The organism is Planomonospora corallina (assembly GCF_042650625.1).
In the GTDB taxonomy this organism is placed as follows: Bacteria; Actinomycetota; Actinomycetes; order Streptosporangiales; family Streptosporangiaceae; genus Planomonospora_B; species Planomonospora_B corallina.
Window position 1 is genome coordinate 25,356 of record NZ_JBHSBM010000040.1, and the last position, 14,793, is coordinate 40,148.

At 73.2% G+C, this 14,793-nt stretch carries 15 protein-coding genes; 11 read left to right on the plus strand and 4 right to left on the minus strand.

Annotated features, from left to right (window positions below; all coding sequences use genetic code 11):
- The first annotated feature begins 53 nt into the window (after window positions 1–53).
- The 5 genes from ACFOWE_RS26945 to whiA all read left to right on the plus strand — a co-directional run bounded on the left by ACFOWE_RS26945 (window position 54) and on the right by whiA (window position 5,947).
- Window positions 54–515 carry a Rieske (2Fe-2S) protein gene (locus ACFOWE_RS26945; RefSeq protein WP_377292625.1) on the plus strand — a complete coding sequence of 154 codons (462 nt, stop codon included), beginning with the start codon at window positions 54–56 and terminating at the stop codon, window positions 513–515.
- A gap of 206 nt (window positions 516–721) precedes the next feature.
- Window positions 722–2,767 (plus strand): excinuclease ABC subunit UvrC, encoded by a 2,046-nt coding sequence (uvrC, locus tag ACFOWE_RS26950; RefSeq protein WP_377292627.1) that lies wholly within the window; start codon window positions 722–724, stop codon window positions 2,765–2,767.
- Window positions 2,768–3,026: 259 nt separating this feature from the next.
- On the plus strand, window positions 3,027–3,899 hold the full coding sequence (gene rapZ, locus ACFOWE_RS26955) for an RNase adapter RapZ (RefSeq protein WP_377292629.1): 873 nt from the start codon (window positions 3,027–3,029) through the stop codon (window positions 3,897–3,899).
- Window positions 3,896–4,876: a gluconeogenesis factor YvcK family protein gene (locus ACFOWE_RS26960; protein WP_377292631.1), complete on the plus strand. Its 981-nt coding sequence runs from the start codon at window positions 3,896–3,898 to the stop codon at window positions 4,874–4,876. Before rapZ ends, ACFOWE_RS26960 begins: the two co-directional genes overlap by 4 nt.
- 90 nt (window positions 4,877–4,966) lie before the next feature.
- Window positions 4,967–5,947: a DNA-binding protein WhiA gene (gene whiA, locus ACFOWE_RS26965; RefSeq protein ID WP_344865283.1), complete on the plus strand. Its 981-nt coding sequence runs from the start codon at window positions 4,967–4,969 to the stop codon at window positions 5,945–5,947.
- Window positions 5,948–6,054: 107 nt separating this feature from the next.
- Here whiA and ACFOWE_RS26970 read toward each other — a convergent pair whose 3' ends face one another.
- Window positions 6,055–6,564, minus strand: coding sequence for a hypothetical protein (locus ACFOWE_RS26970; protein ID WP_377292633.1), 510 nt, complete (start codon window positions 6,562–6,564; stop codon window positions 6,055–6,057).
- A 225-nt stretch (window positions 6,565–6,789) separates the two neighbouring features.
- Between ACFOWE_RS26970 and gap the strand changes: the two genes are divergently transcribed.
- The 5 genes from gap to ACFOWE_RS26995 all read left to right on the plus strand — a co-directional run bounded on the left by gap (window position 6,790) and on the right by ACFOWE_RS26995 (window position 10,651).
- Window positions 6,790–7,794: a type I glyceraldehyde-3-phosphate dehydrogenase gene (gene gap / locus ACFOWE_RS26975; RefSeq protein ID WP_377292635.1), complete on the plus strand. Its 1,005-nt coding sequence runs from the start codon at window positions 6,790–6,792 to the stop codon at window positions 7,792–7,794.
- The gene (locus tag ACFOWE_RS26980; RefSeq protein WP_377292637.1) at window positions 7,794–8,981 is read left to right on the plus strand and encodes a phosphoglycerate kinase; all 1,188 of its coding nucleotides are present in this window, start codon (window positions 7,794–7,796) and stop codon (window positions 8,979–8,981) included. Before gap ends, ACFOWE_RS26980 begins: the two co-directional genes overlap by 1 nt.
- 79 nt (window positions 8,982–9,060) lie before the next feature.
- Window positions 9,061–9,846 (plus strand): triose-phosphate isomerase, encoded by a 786-nt coding sequence (tpiA, locus tag ACFOWE_RS26985; protein ID WP_377292639.1) that lies wholly within the window; start codon window positions 9,061–9,063, stop codon window positions 9,844–9,846.
- A gap of 131 nt (window positions 9,847–9,977) precedes the next feature.
- Entirely contained in the window at window positions 9,978–10,208 is a 231-nt protein-coding gene (secG, locus tag ACFOWE_RS26990) for a preprotein translocase subunit SecG (RefSeq protein WP_377292641.1), read from the plus strand.
- A 95-nt stretch (window positions 10,209–10,303) separates the two neighbouring features.
- Window positions 10,304–10,651, plus strand: a complete 348-nt coding sequence (locus ACFOWE_RS26995; protein WP_377292643.1) for an RNA polymerase-binding protein RbpA — start codon at window positions 10,304–10,306, stop codon at window positions 10,649–10,651.
- A gap of 176 nt (window positions 10,652–10,827) precedes the next feature.
- On the opposite strand, the gene ACFOWE_RS27000 is transcribed toward ACFOWE_RS26995, so the two are convergent.
- The 3 genes from ACFOWE_RS27000 to ACFOWE_RS27010 are packed head-to-tail and all read right to left on the minus strand — an operon-like array spanning window position 10,828 to window position 14,319.
- The gene (locus ACFOWE_RS27000; RefSeq protein WP_377292645.1) at window positions 10,828–11,781 is read right to left on the minus strand and encodes a sugar kinase; all 954 of its coding nucleotides are present in this window, start codon (window positions 11,779–11,781) and stop codon (window positions 10,828–10,830) included.
- Entirely contained in the window at window positions 11,778–12,623 is an 846-nt protein-coding gene (locus tag ACFOWE_RS27005) for an IclR family transcriptional regulator (protein ID WP_377292647.1), read from the minus strand. Before ACFOWE_RS27005 ends, ACFOWE_RS27000 begins: the two co-directional genes overlap by 4 nt.
- A gap of 58 nt (window positions 12,624–12,681) precedes the next feature.
- Window positions 12,682–14,319 (minus strand): N-acyl-D-amino-acid deacylase family protein, encoded by a 1,638-nt coding sequence (locus ACFOWE_RS27010; RefSeq protein WP_377292649.1) that lies wholly within the window; start codon window positions 14,317–14,319, stop codon window positions 12,682–12,684.
- A 194-nt stretch (window positions 14,320–14,513) separates the two neighbouring features.
- Between ACFOWE_RS27010 and ACFOWE_RS27015 the strand changes: the two genes are divergently transcribed.
- Complete coding sequence (locus ACFOWE_RS27015) at window positions 14,514–14,720, plus strand: EF-hand domain-containing protein (protein WP_377292651.1); 207 nt, start codon at window positions 14,514–14,516, stop codon at window positions 14,718–14,720.
- Window positions 14,721–14,793: the final 73 nt, after the last annotated feature.

The window sequence follows — 14,793 nt, forward strand, 5'->3', positions numbered from 1 at the left end:
CGGCATCGAGGTGCCAGTGACGCCTTGTGAACGAGGATTCCGGGAGGGTGACCATGACGGATACGACACGGCGCGCGGTGGTGCTGGGCGCGGGGGGAGCGGGACTCGCGGCGCTGCTGACCGCGTGCTCGGGCGATGAGCCCGCCCCGGACGGCGCGGTCGGCACGGCCTCCTCTTCCGCCCCGGAGAACGGCACGACGGCGGGTTCCGGCTCCGGCGGCTCAGGGAGCGGCGCGCTGGCCAAGACCTCCGACATCCCCGAGGGGGGCGGCAAGGTCTTCAAGGATGCGAAGGTCGTGGTGACCCAGCCCTCGGCGGGCCAGTTCAAGTGCTTCAGCTCCGTCTGCACCCACCAGGGTTGCGACGTGGGCGGCGTGGAGGGCACCGACATCGTCTGCCCCTGCCACAACAGCAGGTTCAGCATCGCCGACGGGTCCGTCACCAACGGCCCCGCCAACAAGCCCCTGGAGGAGAAGCAGATCACGGTCCAGGGCGACTCGATCACGCTGGCGTAGTGCTCCCCGTCTCCGGCCGCGGACGGTGCGCCGCCCGCGGTCACCGGGACGGCGGCGGGCCGGACCGAGGAGGCGCCCGCCGCGGCCGGGCCCGCCGTACCGGTGGCGGGAAGGACCGGAGCGCCGGTGCGGCGGGCCGCGCGGGACCCGTCACGGGGTCCCGCGCGGCAGGGTCCGCTGTCGGTGGGGGCCGATAGGCTTTGGGCGTGGCGAGATCTGCAGGTGGTCCGGCGAGTTTCCGGCCGAGGCCGGGGTCGATCCCCGAGTCCCCCGGCGTCTACCGGTTCAGGGACCCCGGAGGCCGGGTCATCTACGTGGGCAAGGCCAAGAGCCTGCGCCAGCGGCTGAACTCCTACTTCGCGGACTTCGCGGGACTGCACCCGCGGACCCAGACCATGCTCACGACCGCCGCGGGCGTCGACTGGACGGTCGTCGGCACCGAGGTCGAGGCGCTCCAGCTCGAATACTCCTGGATCAAGGAGTACGACCCGCGCTTCAACGTCAAGTACCGCGACGACAAGTCCTACCCCTACCTCGCGGTGACGATGGGGGAGGAGTTCCCCCGGGTCCAGGTGCTGCGCGGGGCCAAGCGCAAGGGCGTCCGCTACTTCGGCCCCTACTCCCACGCCTGGGCGATCCGGGAGACGGTCGACCTGCTGCTGCGGGTCTTCCCGATCAGGAGCTGCTCGTCCGGCGTCTTCCAGCGGGCGGCCCGGATCGGCCGGCCCTGCCTGCTGGGCTACATCGACAAGTGCTCGGCGCCGTGCGTCTCGCGGGTCACCGCGGCCGAGCACCGCGCGCTCGCCGAGGACTTCTGCGACTTCATGGCGGGCGACACCGGCCGGTTCACCAGGCGGCTGGAGGCCGAGATGCGCCGGGCCGCCGCCGACCAGGAGTACGAGCGGGCGGCCCGGCTCCGCGACGACCTGCAGGCGCTGCAGCGGGCCCTGGAGAAGCAGGCCGTCGTGCTGGGCGAGAGCACCGACTGCGACGTGATCGCGCTGGCGGACGACCCGCTGGAGGCCGCCGTCCAGGTCTTCTACGTCCGAGGCGGGCGCATCCGGGGCCAGCGGGGCTGGGTGGTCGACAAGATCGAGGAGACCGGTCCCGCGGAGCTGGTGGAGAACTTCCTGCTCCAGATGTACGGTGAGGCCACCCCCGAGGCGCTGCCCCGGGAGGTGCTGGTCCCCGTCCTGCCGCCGGAGACCGGGGCGCTCGCCGACCTGCTCGGTGAGCGGCGCGGGGCCCGGGTGGAGATCCGCGTCCCGCAGCGGGGCGACAAGAAGTCGCTGATGGAGACCGTCGAGCGCAACGCCAAGGAGTCCCTGGCCCAGCACAAGATCAGACGGTCCAGCGATCTGACGGCGCGGAGCAGGGCCCTGCAGGAGCTCGCCGACGCGCTCGGCCTGGATACGGCCCCGCTCCGCATCGAGTGCTACGACGTCTCGCACCTGCAGGGCACCAATGTGGTGGCCTCGATGGTGGTCTTCGAGGACGGCCTGGCCCGCAAGAGCGAGTACCGCAGGTTCTCCGTCCGCTCCACCGAGGGCGACGTCGCCTCCATCTATGAGGTGGTCTCACGCAGGTTCAGGCGCTACCTGGAGGAGCGCTCGGCCACCGGTGAGCTCGACACCGGACTCGACGCGGGGCTCGATCCCGGACCCGGCACGGGCCCGGGGACCGTCCCGGACGCCGGCCCGTCCGGAGGGACCGGCGGGGACGGGGCGTCCGCGGAGGGCGGCGGGGACGGCGCCGGCCCGGCGGCGCCGGGCATCGATCCCGAGACGGGCCGGCCGCGCAAGTTCGCCTACCCGCCCAACCTCCTCGTCGTGGACGGCGGCCCGGCCCAGGCGGCGGCGGCCCAGCGGGCGCTGGACGAGCTCGGCGTGGACGACGTCGCGGTCTGCGGCCTGGCCAAGCGGCTGGAGGAGGTGTGGCTGCCGGGCGAGGACCTGCCGGTCATCCTGCCCCGCGCCAGCGAGGCCCTCTACCTGCTGCAGCGGGTCCGGGACGAGGCCCACCGCTTCGCCATCGCCTACCATCGTTCCAAGAGGTCGAAGAGCGTGCGGGAGAGCGCCCTCGACGAGGTCCCCGGTCTCGGCCCGGCCCGCAGGCAGGCTCTGATCAAGCATTTCGGATCGGTGAAGCGGCTGCGGGCGGCGACCGCCGAGGAGATCCGCGAGGTTCCCGGCATCGGCCCGGCGACGGCCGAGGCGATCGTGTCGGCGCTGAAGGGGGAGAACCCGGCGTGAGCGGGCGGGCCATGGGCACTGCGGCGTCGCGGACGCGGCCGGTGAAGGAGGGCACGTGAGCGAGCGCAGCGGGCGGGCCATGGGCACCGCAGCGTCGCGGACGCGGCCGACGAAGGAGGGCACGTGAGCGAGCGCAGCGAGCGAGCCATGGGCACCGCAGCGTCGCGAACGCGGCCGACGAAGGAGGGCACGTGAGCGAGCGCAGCGAGCGAGCCATGGGCACCGCAGCGTCGCGAACGCGGCCGACGAAGGAGGACGTGTGAGCGAGAGAGAGCCGGCATTCGTCATCGTCACCGGCATGTCGGGGGCGGGACGGAGCACGGCGGCCAAGGCCCTGGAGGACCTCGGCTGGTTCGTCATCGACAATCTGCCCCCCGGGCTGCTGTTCGCCATGGCGGAGGAGGCCGGCCGGGTCAAGCTGGCCGCAGACAAGGTGGCCGCCGTGGTCGACGTGCGCAGCCTCGCCTTCACCACCGACCTCAACGCCGCGATCAGGGAGCTGGACGGGCGCGGCGTCGCCGTACGGGTGGTGTTCCTGGAGGCCAGCGACGAGGAGCTGGTCCGCAGGTTCGAGAACGTCCGCCGCCCCCACCCGCTCCAGGGCGACGGCCGCCTGGTCGACGGCATCACCCGCGAGCGCGGCATCCTGCGCGACGTCCGGGCCAACGCCGACCTCGTCATCGACACCTCCAACCTCAACGTCCACGAGCTCCGCGGCAAGATCGTCGCCTTCTTCGGCGGTGAGGACCGGCCGGGCCTGCGGGTCAACGTGGTCTCCTTCGGCTTCAAGTACGGCCTACCGGTCGACGCCGACCTGGTCGTGGACTGCCGGTTCCTGCCCAACCCGCACTGGGTCCCGGAGCTGCGCCCGATGAACGGGACCGATGCCCCCGTGCGGGACTACGTGCTGGGCCAGGCCGGGGCCAAGGAGCTGCTCGACGCCTACGAGGAGGTGGTCGGCATCATCGCCGCCGGGTACACCCGCGAGGGCAAGAGCTACGCCACGCTCGCCGTCGGCTGCACCGGGGGCAAGCACCGCAGCGTGGCCATGGCCGAGCAGATCGCGGCCCGCCTGCGCGACCGGGGCGGCATGGACGTGCAGGTGAGCCACCGGGATGTGGGCCGCGAGTGACCGGGCGTCCCGACGGGCTCGAAGGGGAGCCCAACGGAGAGCGGGGGGACGGTCCCCGGGTCGTCGCGCTGGGCGGCGGGCACGGGCTGTACGCCTCGCTCTCGGCGCTGCGCCGGGTCACCACGGAGCTGACGGCGGTCGTCACCGTGGCCGACGACGGAGGATCCAGCGGGCGGCTCCGCCGCGAGCTCGGCGTGGTGCCCCCCGGCGATCTGCGGATGGCCCTGGCGGCCCTGTGCGGCGACGACGAGTGGGGACGGACCTGGAGCGAGGTCGTCCAGCACCGCTTCCGCAGCGAGGGCGAGCTGCACGGCCACGCGGTCGGAAACCTGCTCATCGTCGCCCTGTGGGAGAAGCTCGGCGACACGGTCGCCGGGCTGGACTGGCTCGGGCGGCTGCTCGGCGCGCACGGCCGGGTGCTGCCGATGTGCTCCGTGCCGCTCGACATCGTCGCCGAGGTGGAGCTGGACGGCGAGGTGAGCACCGTGCGCGGGCAGGTGGCCTGTGCGCTGACCCCCGGCCGGGTCCGGGCCGTCTCGCTGGTCCCGGAGGAACCTCCCGCCTGCCCGGAGGCGGTCCGGGCGGTTCTGGACGCCGACTGGGTGGTCTTCGGCCCCGGTTCGTGGTTCACCAGCGTCCTGCCGCACCTGAAGGTGCCCGAGCTCGCCGAGGCCCTGCACGCCACCCGGGCCCGGCGTCTGGTCACGCTGAACCTCGCGCCGCAGCCCGGAGAGACCGACGACTTCTCCCCCCAGCAGCACCTGGAGGTGCTGCGGCGGCACGCACCGGCCCTGGAGATCGACGTGGTGCTGGCCGACCGCGGCGTGGTCGAGGAGCGTGAGGAGCTGGAGAAGGCCGTCACCGAGCTGGGCGGAGAGCTCGTGCTGGCCGATGTGGCCGCCCCCGACGGCTCGCCCCGGCACGACCCACGACGTCTTGCCTCGGTCCTGGAGGAGATTTTCCGTAAGAAGCGTTGATCCTGGTAAGGGCGGCCCGGGAGTGCGAGAAACTGCTGGGAGCCCGATGTTGTCGGGCCGCAGGGTTCACATGGGGGAGGACGAACGCGCATGGCGATGACGGGTGTGGTCAAGGACGAGCTGAGCAGGCTGCCGGTCCTGAAGCCCTGCTGCCGGAAGGCGGAGGTGTCGACGCTCCTCCGTTTCGCGAGCGGGCTGCACCTGGTGGGCGGGCGGATCGTGATCGAGGCGGAGCTGGACACCAACGCCACGGCGCGCCGGCTCATCAAGGACATCGGCGAGGTGTTCGGTCACAAGGCCGAGGTGCTCGTGCTCGCCCCCGCCGGCCTGCGCAAGGGCTCCCGCTACGTCGTGCGGGTCTACCGCGACGGCGAGGCCCTGGCCCGCCAGACCGGTCTGATCGACAACCACGGCCGCCCGGTCCGCGGCCTGCCGCGCCAGGTGGTCGCCGGGGCGACCTGCGACGCCGAGGCGGCCTGGCGGGGGGCGTTCCTGGCCCACGGCTCCCTCACCGAGCCGGGCCGCTCGATGTCGCTGGAGATCACCTGCCCCGGGCCGGAGGCCGCGCTCGCGCTGGTCGGCTCCGCCCGGCGGCTGAAGATCCACGCCAAGGCCCGTGAGGTGCGCGGCGTGGACCGGGTCGTGGTCCGCGACGGCGACGCGATCAGCGCGCTGCTGACCCGCCTGGGCGCGCACGACAGCGTGCTGGCGTGGGAGGAGCGGCGCATGCGCCGGGAGGTGCGGGCCACGGCCAACCGCCTGGCCAACTTCGACGACGCCAACCTGCGCCGCTCGGCCCGGGCCGCGGTCGCCGCCGGCGCCCGGGTCCAGCGCGCACTGGAGATCCTCGGTGACGACGCGCCCGAGCACCTGGTGGTCGCCGGCCGCCTGCGGGTGGAGCACAAGCAGGCATCCCTGGAGGAGCTCGGCCAGCTCGCCGACCCGCCGCTGACCAAGGACGCCATCGCCGGCCGGATCCGCCGCCTGCTCGCCATGGCGGACAAGCGGGCCCAGGACATGGGCGTGCCCAGCACCGAGGCGAACCTCACGGTGGACATGCTGACGCCGTGACGGGCGCACCGCGCCGGCACCGTTGACGCGGCGGTGACATGACGAGAGCCGGGCCCGGCGGGGCGCCGGCTCTCGTCATGTCCGGGTCCGGTCCGGACCGGGTGGTCCTACGCGGGCCTGTGCGGGGTGAAGTTGTCGACCTGCGCCGTTCCGTCCTGCCGCGGGTCGGACGGGACGGCGAGGGCCTCCCGGGCGGCCTTGACGCGCTTGTTCACGAAGCTGAAGCCCGCGGCGGCGGCGATCGCCCAGAAGAGCAGGGTCTTGGGGTCCTCGCGAAGGTACTCGGGGAACGAGTCGGTCATCTTGGTGACGGCCTCCCCGTAGGAGGACGCGGCTCCGAGCTTCACCTCGAGGATGACGGCGCCGGTGAAGGTGCCGAGCGCGGCCCCGGCGAAGGAGAACAGCGCGGCCAGCGCGGGCAGCACCGGGCTGGTCGGGCGGACGGCCATCATCGCCAGGCCGACCAGGACGCCGACGCCGATCGCGGCGATGCCGATCTCGTACTCGGTGATGCCGATGACGGCCCCGTAGGCTGCGGCGCCCACGACCGCGGTGACGAGCCCGGCGGCGATGCCGGGGACGAGACCGCTCCGGGGACGGGGGGTGGTGGATGTCATGAAGATCCTTGAGATGGGGATGTGTTTGCCGTGACAAGCCGGGCACCTTACTCGAAATGTGAGTGACAGGCCCGGGAATTACGGGAGAGTTCGAAGAAAGCGAACGGGGGACCACCAGTGGTCTAAACCAATTCGGGTCCGATAGGGTTCGTTCTTGAGGTATCAGCCCGCCACAAGCCGCCGGCCGGATCGGCCGGCGCACCGACGTACGAGGAGATCGGCACCGTGAGTATCCGCGTAGGCGTCAACGGATTCGGCCGCATCGGCCGCAACTTCTGGCGTGCGGTCGCTGCCAGCGGCAAGGACATCGAGATCGTTGCGGTCAACGACCTGACCGACAACGCCACGCTCGCCCACCTGCTCAAGTACGACAGCATCCTCGGCCGCCTGCCGTACGAGGTGAAGAGCAGCGCCGACGAGATCACCGTGGACGGCAAGGCCATCAAGGCGTTCGCCGAGCGCGACCCGGCCAAGCTGCCCTGGGGCGACCTGGGCATCGACGTCGTCGTCGAGTCCACCGGCCTGTTCACCGACGCCACCAAGGCGCGCGTGCACGCCGAGAACGGCGCGAAGAAGGTCATCATCTCGGCCCCGGCCAAGAACGAGGACGTCACGGTCGTCATGGGCGTCAACCACGACCAGTACGACGCGGCCAAGCACACGGTGATCTCCAACGCCTCCTGCACCACCAACTGCCTGGCGCCGATGGCCAAGGTCATCCACGACTCCTTCGAGATCAAGAAGGGTCTGATGACCACGATCCACGCCTACACGCAGGACCAGAACCTGCAGGACGGCCCGCACAAGGACCTGCGCCGTGCCCGCGCCGCCGCGCTGAACATCGTGCCCACCTCGACCGGCGCGGCCAAGGCCATCGGCCTGGTGCTGCCGGAGCTCAAGGGCAAGCTCGACGGCTACGCGCTGCGTGTGCCGATCCCCACCGGCTCGGCCACCGACCTCACCGTGGAGCTGGGCCGCGAGGTCACCGCCGACGAGGTCAACGCCGCGCTGAAGGCCGCCGCCGAGGGCGCGCTCAAGGGCATCCTGACCTACACCGAGGACCCGATCGTCTCCTCGGACATCGTCACCGACCCGGCCTCCTGCATCTTCGACGCCGGCCTCACCAAGGCGAGCGGCAACCAGCTGAAGGTCGTCGGCTGGTACGACAACGAGTGGGGCTACTCCAACCGCCTGGTCGACCTCATCGAGCTCGTGGGCGCCGACCTCTGATGAAGGACCTGTCGCAGCTCGACGTGAAGGGCCGGCGCGTGCTCCTGCGCGTCGACCTGAACGTCCCCCTCGACGGGGACGTCATCACCGACGACGGCCGCATCCGCGCCTCGCTGCCGACGGTCAAGGACCTCGTCGGCCGGGGCGCCCGGGTCGTGGCCTGCGCCCACCTGGGCCGTCCCAAGGGCTCGCCCAACCCCAAGTACTCCCTGGCCCCCGTGGCCAGGAGGCTGGGCGAGCTGCTGGGCGCCGAGGTCGCCTTCGCGGCCGACGTGGTCGGCGAGTCCGCCCAGGCGGTCGTGGCGGGTCTGCAGGACGGTCAGGTGGCCCTGCTGGAGAACCTCCGCTTCGAGCCGGGCGAGGAGTCCAAGGACGAGGCCCAGCGCACGGAGTTCGCCCGGAAGCTCGCCGGTCTGGCCGAGCTCTACGTCGGCGACGGCTTCGGCGCGGTGCACCGCAAGCACGCCAGCGTCTACGACGTGCCCAAGCTCCTGCCGCACGCGGCCGGCGGGCTGATCACGACCGAGGTCGGCGTGCTCAGGCGCCTGACCGAGGAGCCGGAGCGGCCGTACGCCGTGGTGCTGGGCGGTGCGAAGGTCTCCGACAAGCTCGGCGTGATCGCCAACCTGCTGACCAAGGTCGACCGCCTGCTCATCGGCGGCGGCATGGCCTACACCTTCCTGAAGGCGCAGGGCTACGAGGTCGGGCAGTCGCTGCTCCAGGAGGACCAGCTCGACCAGGTGCGCGGCTTCCTCGACGAGGCGGCCAAGCGCGGCGTCGAACTCGTCCTCCCGGTCGACGTGCTGGCGGCCGCGGAGTTCGCCGAGGACGCCGAGTACGAGGTGGTCGACGCCACCGCGATCCCGGCCGACCGGCAGGGGCTCGACATCGGCCCGCGCAGTCGCGAGCTGTTCGCCGGCAAGCTGGCCGACGCGCGGACCGTCTTCTGGAACGGCCCGATGGGCGTCTTCGAGTTCGAGGCGTTCTCCGGGGGAACCCGCGCGGTCGCCGAGGCGTTGATCGCGTCGGAGGCCTTCACCGTCGTCGGCGGTGGCGACTCCGCCGCGGCCGTGCGCCGGCTGGGCCTGGCCGAGGACGGCTTCTCGCACATCTCCACCGGTGGCGGAGCCAGCCTCGAGTACCTCGAGGGCAAGACCCTGCCCGGCCTGGCCGCGCTGGAGGAGTAGGCATGGGCCGGAGCAGTCTGCGGGACATCCCGCACGGGACGAGCGCTCTGCGGAGCGAGCGAGGAGCGGTGAGCGAGAGATGAACGCTGCGCGCAAACCCCTCATCGCCGGCAACTGGAAGATGAACCTCAACCACCTCGAGGCCATCGCCACGGTCCAGAAGCTGGCGTTCGCACTGAACGACAAGGACCACGACCGGGCCGACGTCGCCGTGCTGCCGCCCTACACCGACCTGCGCAGCGTGCAGACGCTGGTGGACGGCGACAAGCTGCGCATCCTGTACGGCGCGCAGGACCTGTCGGCGCACGACGCGGGCGCCTACACCGGGGAGATCTCCGGGGCGATGCTGGCCAAGCTCGGTTGCACCTTCGTCACGATCGGGCACTCCGAGCGGCGGCAGTATCACCGCGAGGACGACGAGCTGGTCAACGCCAAGGTACTGGCGGCCTACCGGCACTCGCTCACGCCCATCCTGTGCGTGGGGGAGGGCCTGGAGGTCCGGCAGGCCGGCGGGCACGTGGCGCACAGCCTCGCCCAGCTCGAAGGGGCGCTCCGCAAGGTCACGGCCGAGCAGGCCGCCTCGATCGTGCTGGCCTACGAGCCGGTCTGGGCGATCGGCACCGGTGAGGTGGCGACCCCGGCCGACGCGCAGGAGGTCTGCGGGGCGCTGCGCGCCCGGCTCGCCGAGCTGTACGACGGCGAGGTGGCGGCGGGTGTCCGCATCCTCTACGGAGGGTCGGTCAAGTCCGACAACATCGCCGGCATCATGGCCGAGTCCGACGTGGACGGCGCCCTGGTCGGCGGAGCGAGTCTGGACGCGGCGGAGTTCGCCAAGATCTGCCGGTTCGGGGAAACATCCGGCTGAGTGAGCCGTTCGGAGGGTACGACTTGACACCAGGTCGTACCCTCTTAGAGCAGGTTTGAATCGTCACGCCTCTGGCGTCATAACAGGGACGCGCCCGGACGCGGGTCGCGCACGTAAGGAACAGGTCAACCGTGACACTCGGAATCTCCATCGCCCTCGTCCTGGCGAGCTTGCTGATGATCCTGCTCGTCCTGCTCCACAAGGGCAAGGGCGGCGGTCTGTCGGACATGTTCGGCGGCGGTTTCTCGTCGTCGTACGGCGGGTCCTCCGTGGTGGAGCGGAATCTCGACCGGCTCACGATCATCACCGGGGTGGTCTGGTTCGTGTGCATCATCGCGCTGGGCCTGCTCCTGCGCCCCTGATCCGACGGCTCTGATCCGGTCCCTGGCCGGAGGCATGACAGTGGTACAGCCCTTCCGGTCCCGAGCGGGAGGGCCATCGAGCGAGGAGTTCATCCGTGGGTAGTGGCAACGCGATCCGTGGCAGCCGTGTCGGCGCCGGCCCGATGGGAGAGGCGGAGCGTGGCGAGGCGGCTCCCCGTGTAAGGGTCCCGTTCTGGTGCGCGAACATGCACGAGACGCGTCCCAGCTTCGCCAGTGACGCGGCCGTCCCCGAGCTCTGGGACTGCCCCCGCTGCGGTCTCCCGGCCGGTCAGGATCAGGCCAACCCGCCGGCTCCTCCGCGTAACGAGCCGTACAAGACGCACCTCGCCTACGTGAAGGAGCGTCGCAGCGACAAGGACGGCGCGCAGATCCTGGCCGAGGCCCTGGAGCGTCTGCGCTCCTCCTCGCGTCCGATCTACTAGACGCCCGTCCCGCCCTCCCGGTCTCGTGCCGGGGGCGGCCGGGACACCCGGAAGGCCCCCTCGGCGGTGCACCCGCACCTCTGAGGGGGCCTTCTCCGTGCCCGCGCCCACCCGCAGGGCCTTCTCCCACCTGTCCGCCGGAAGGTCCCCGGCCCGCCGGGAAGGTCCCCGTCCGCCTACCGGTCGACCCCCTCGGCGCGGTGGAGCAGCCCCAGGTCGGCGCGGCGGGGCAGGCTCTCCCAATCGCCGCTCGCGGTCACCGCGCACGCCCCGGCGGCGCAGGCCGTGGCCAGGCACCGCTCGGGATCGGCGCCGGCCAGCCGGTCGGCCAGCCACCCGGCGGCGAAGGCGTCCCCGGCCCCCACGGGGTCCAGCTCGGTCACCCGGTACGGTGCGCCGCGCCGTACCACGCCGTCGGAGAACGCCAGGGCGCCCCGGGCCCCGAGCTTGACGAGCACGTGGTGCGGCCCCAGCCCGGCCAGGGCCCGGGCCAGCGCGGCGGGGCCGTCGAGTTCGGGGTCGCCGGCGAGCAGGCGGGCCTCGTCCTCGGTCGCGAACACCGCGTCGGCGGCCGCGGCGAGCTCGCGCAGCCCGGAGGCGGCCCGGTCGGGCGACCACAGGGCCCGGCGGTAGTTGACGTCCAGCGAGACGAACACCCCCGCGGCGCGGGCCTCGGCCACGGCGGCGTGGACCGCCGCCCGGGCGGAGGCCGAGAGCGCGGGGGTGATGCCCGTGACGTGCAGCACGCGGGCCGAGCGGATGAGCGCCGGGTCGAGGTCGTCCGGGCGGAGCCGGGAGCCCGCGCTCGCCGCCCGGTAGTAGCGCACGTCCACCGCGCCGGCGCTCCGCCGGCCCTTGATCATCAGTCCGGTGGGCGCGCCGGGGTCGACGACCGTCCGGGAGACGTCGACCTGCTCCCCGGCCAGCGTGGAGCGGACCAGCGCGCCGAACTCGTCGTCGCCCACCCGGCCGATCCAGGCCGCCCGCAGGCCCAGCCGGGTCACGCCGATCGCCACGTTCGACTCCGCGCCGCCGACCCCGAGGTCGAAGTCGCGGGCGTGCCGGAGCAGGCCGGTACGGCGGGCGGTGAACAAGGCCATGGTCTCGCCGAGCGTCACGAGGTCGGTCATCGGGGGGCTCCCAGCTTTCTGGAGACGCGCAGGGCGGCCCCGGCCACCAGTGGTCCCAGCTCCCGCACCCGCGCGGCGGTGATCCGCGAGGCCAGGCCCGAGACGGACAGGGCGGAGGCCACGGCGCCGTCGTGAGTGAAGATCGGCGCGGCCACGCAGCGGACCTCGGGTTCGTTCTCCCGGTCGTCGACGGCGTAGCCGCGCCGCCGGATGCGGGCCAGTTCGGCACGGAACCGGCCGGGGTCGGTGATCGTGCGGCCGGTCCGGGCGGGCATGCCCGCGGCGATGGTCTCCGCCACGGCCTCCTCCGGCTGCCAGGCGAGGATCGCCTTGCCGACGGCGGTGCAGTGGAGCTCGCCCCGGCTGCCGATGCGGGAGGCCATGCGCACGGTGGCCTCGTTCTCGACCTTGTCGATGTAGACGACGTGCGGCGGGTCGTAGACGACCAGATGGACGGTCTGGTGGACCTGGAGCAGCAGCCGGTGCGTCTCCTCGGCGGCCACGGTCCGCAGGTCGAGCGCGGACAGGTAGGCCTGGCCGAGGCGGAGCGCGCCGTACCCCAGGCGGTAGGCGCCGCTCCTGCGGTCGCGCTCCAGGAGCCCGGCCTCCACCAGCGGGACGGTCAGGCGCAGCACGGTGCTCTTGGCGAGCCCGAGCGCCTCGGCGAGCCGGGACAGGGACAGGTCCTGCCCGCCGGCGCCCGCGTGGTCGCGCACGTACTCCAGCACGGTCAGCGCCCGCCGGAGCGAGGACGACCGGTTGCGCTCCCGGGGGCCGCGGCCGCCCCCCGGGACGCCCTCGCCGCCCCCCGGGGCGGCCGGGCCGGGGACGGCCCCGCTCACCGGCCTCACCACGGCCTCGCCACGGTCCCGGCGGACCCCGCCGCGACCCCGGCGGGCCTCACCGCGGCCTCAGCGGGCGTCCGGGGCGCGCACCGGTGAGGGCGCTGCCCGCCAGCACGGGCACGCCGCCGACCAGCACGTCGTCGATGCCCTCGGCGAGCAGGCGCGGCCGGGCGTAGCCGGCGGCGTCGGCCACCCGCTCCGGGTCGACCAGCACGAGATCCGCCGCCATGCCCGGGCGGATCCCGCCCCGGTCCGTCAGGCGGAAGCGGCGCGCCGGCCGGGACGACAGGTGCGCGACGGCCTCCTGCCAGCTCCAGTCGCCCAGCTCGCGGACGTGGCGGCCGAGGAAGCGGGCGAAGGCTCCGAAGGCGCGCGGGTGGGGGTGCCCGCCGAGGTGGATGCCGTCGGAGCCGCCCATGTGGGCCGGGTGGCGCAGCAGCAGCCGCATGGACGCGTCATCGTTGCCGGGCGGCTGGGCGAACACGCAGCTGGCGGTCAGCCCGGTGGCGACCAGCAGGTCCGCGCAGAACTCGGCGGGTTCCCGTCCGGCCTGGGCCGCGGCCTCGTCCAGGCGCCGGCCCTCGGCCCAGGAGAACCCGGCGGCGGGGACGTGCGCCAGCACGATGCGGTGCCAGAGCGCCGGGTCGGTCTCGAGGGCCAGGCGGCGCCGTACCGCGGGGTCGTGCAGGAGTTCCACCGTGCGGTCCAGGTCGGGGCGGGCCGCGGCGGAGACGGGGCGGCCGGGGGCGCCGCTGGTTCCCGGGGCACCGGGCCGGCCGGCGGCGCGGCCGGCGCCGGTGGAGCCGAGGTCGCGGGGATCGTCGGAGGTGTCGAGGTCGCGGGGGAGCGCGACCATCGCCAGGATGCTGAACCCGCTGAGGTAGGGGTAGCTGTCGAAGGTGACGTCCAGGCCCGCCGCCAGCGCCCGGTCGACCATCCCGGCGAGCGGCTCCCCGGGACCGTGGTAGTGGGAGACGTGCAGCGCCGTCCCGGCCCGCTCGGCGATCTCCGTGGCCTCGGCCATGCCCGCCGCGGCGGCCTGCTCGTAACCCCGCATGTGGGTCACGTACGGCAGCCCGGCCCGGGCGACGGGCGCGCACAGCGCGGCGAGCTCGGCGGCGTCGCCGTACCGGCCGGGCACGTACTCCAGGCCGCTGGAGAGCCCGGCGGCCCCCTCCTCCAGCCCCCGCTCCACCAGGCGGAGCATCGCCTGCGGATCTCCTCCGGCGGTGTGGCGCACGGTGCCGTGCGGGACGAGATAGACCGTGTTGAGGGCGGTGGCGCGGTCGTAGGTCGCCAGCAGGCCGGCCACGCTCACCCCGGCGCCGTCCAGCGCGGGATGCGCGCCGTTGATCGCGGCGAAGTAGCGGGTGACGAAGCGCAGCGTCTCCGGGCCGGACGGGGCGAAGGACAGACCGTCCTGGCCGAGCACGAACGTGGTCACACCCTGCCGGAGCGCGGCGAGCTGCACCTCGGGATCGAGCACGGTGGCGTCGCCGTGGACGTGGGCGTCGATGAAACCGGGGGTCACCAGGCGACCGGTGGCGTCGATCCGGGACGCGGCCGCGGCGCCCGCCGCGGACAGGGCGCCGACCGCCTCGATCAGGCCGCCGCGCACCCCGACGTCGGCGGGGTACGGCGGGGCGCCGGTGCCGTCGACGACCAGGCCGCCGGTGATGAGCACGTCGAACACGGTGGCCACGGTAGAGGGCTCCCGCGGGCGGGTGCCACATTTCCGGCATGGCATTGTGCAGTGCAGAACGGGCGCACGTCGGGGCGCACGTCGGGGAGGACGGCGGGGATCGGCCGCCCGCACCGGCCCGTCGCGCCGGGAGGGAGGTCTCCCGTAGGTTGTCTGCTGATCGAACACGAGGAAGGCGGATCACCATGTCGGCGGAGCGTCTGGCCGAGCTCAGGAGCGAGTTCTCCGCCATCGACACCGATGGCGACGGTTTCATCACGGAGCGGGAGCTCACGGTGCGCTTCCCGGACCTCCCGGCGGAGGCGATCGGCTCGCTGAACCGCGACGCCGACTCCGACGGCGACGGGAGGTTCTCCTTCGAGGAGTTCGTCAGGCTGATGTCCCGCGACTGACGGGTCACGTGCGGGCAGGGCGGACACGCGGCACGGCCTGGTGCGGATCGTCCAGGCCGTGCCGTACGGGAGT

Excerpts from the sequence above, each read along its gene's own strand:
- ACFOWE_RS26945 (WP_377292625.1), top strand. The coding sequence starts at position 54 with ATGACGGATACGACACGGCGCGCGGTGGTGCTGGGCGCGGGGGGAGCG.
- whiA (WP_344865283.1), top strand. The coding sequence starts at position 4,967 with ATGGCGATGACGGGTGTGGTCAAGGACGAGCTGAGCAGGCTGCCGGTC.
- ACFOWE_RS26970 (WP_377292633.1), bottom strand. The coding sequence starts at position 6,564 with ATGACATCCACCACCCCCCGTCCCCGGAGCGGTCTCGTCCCCGGCATC.
- ACFOWE_RS26980 (WP_377292637.1), top strand. The coding sequence starts at position 7,794 with ATGAAGGACCTGTCGCAGCTCGACGTGAAGGGCCGGCGCGTGCTCCTG.
- tpiA (WP_377292639.1), top strand. The coding sequence starts at position 9,061 with ATGAACGCTGCGCGCAAACCCCTCATCGCCGGCAACTGGAAGATGAAC.
- ACFOWE_RS27000 (WP_377292645.1), bottom strand. The coding sequence starts at position 11,781 with ATGACCGACCTCGTGACGCTCGGCGAGACCATGGCCTTGTTCACCGCC.
- ACFOWE_RS27015 (WP_377292651.1), top strand. The coding sequence starts at position 14,514 with ATGTCGGCGGAGCGTCTGGCCGAGCTCAGGAGCGAGTTCTCCGCCATC.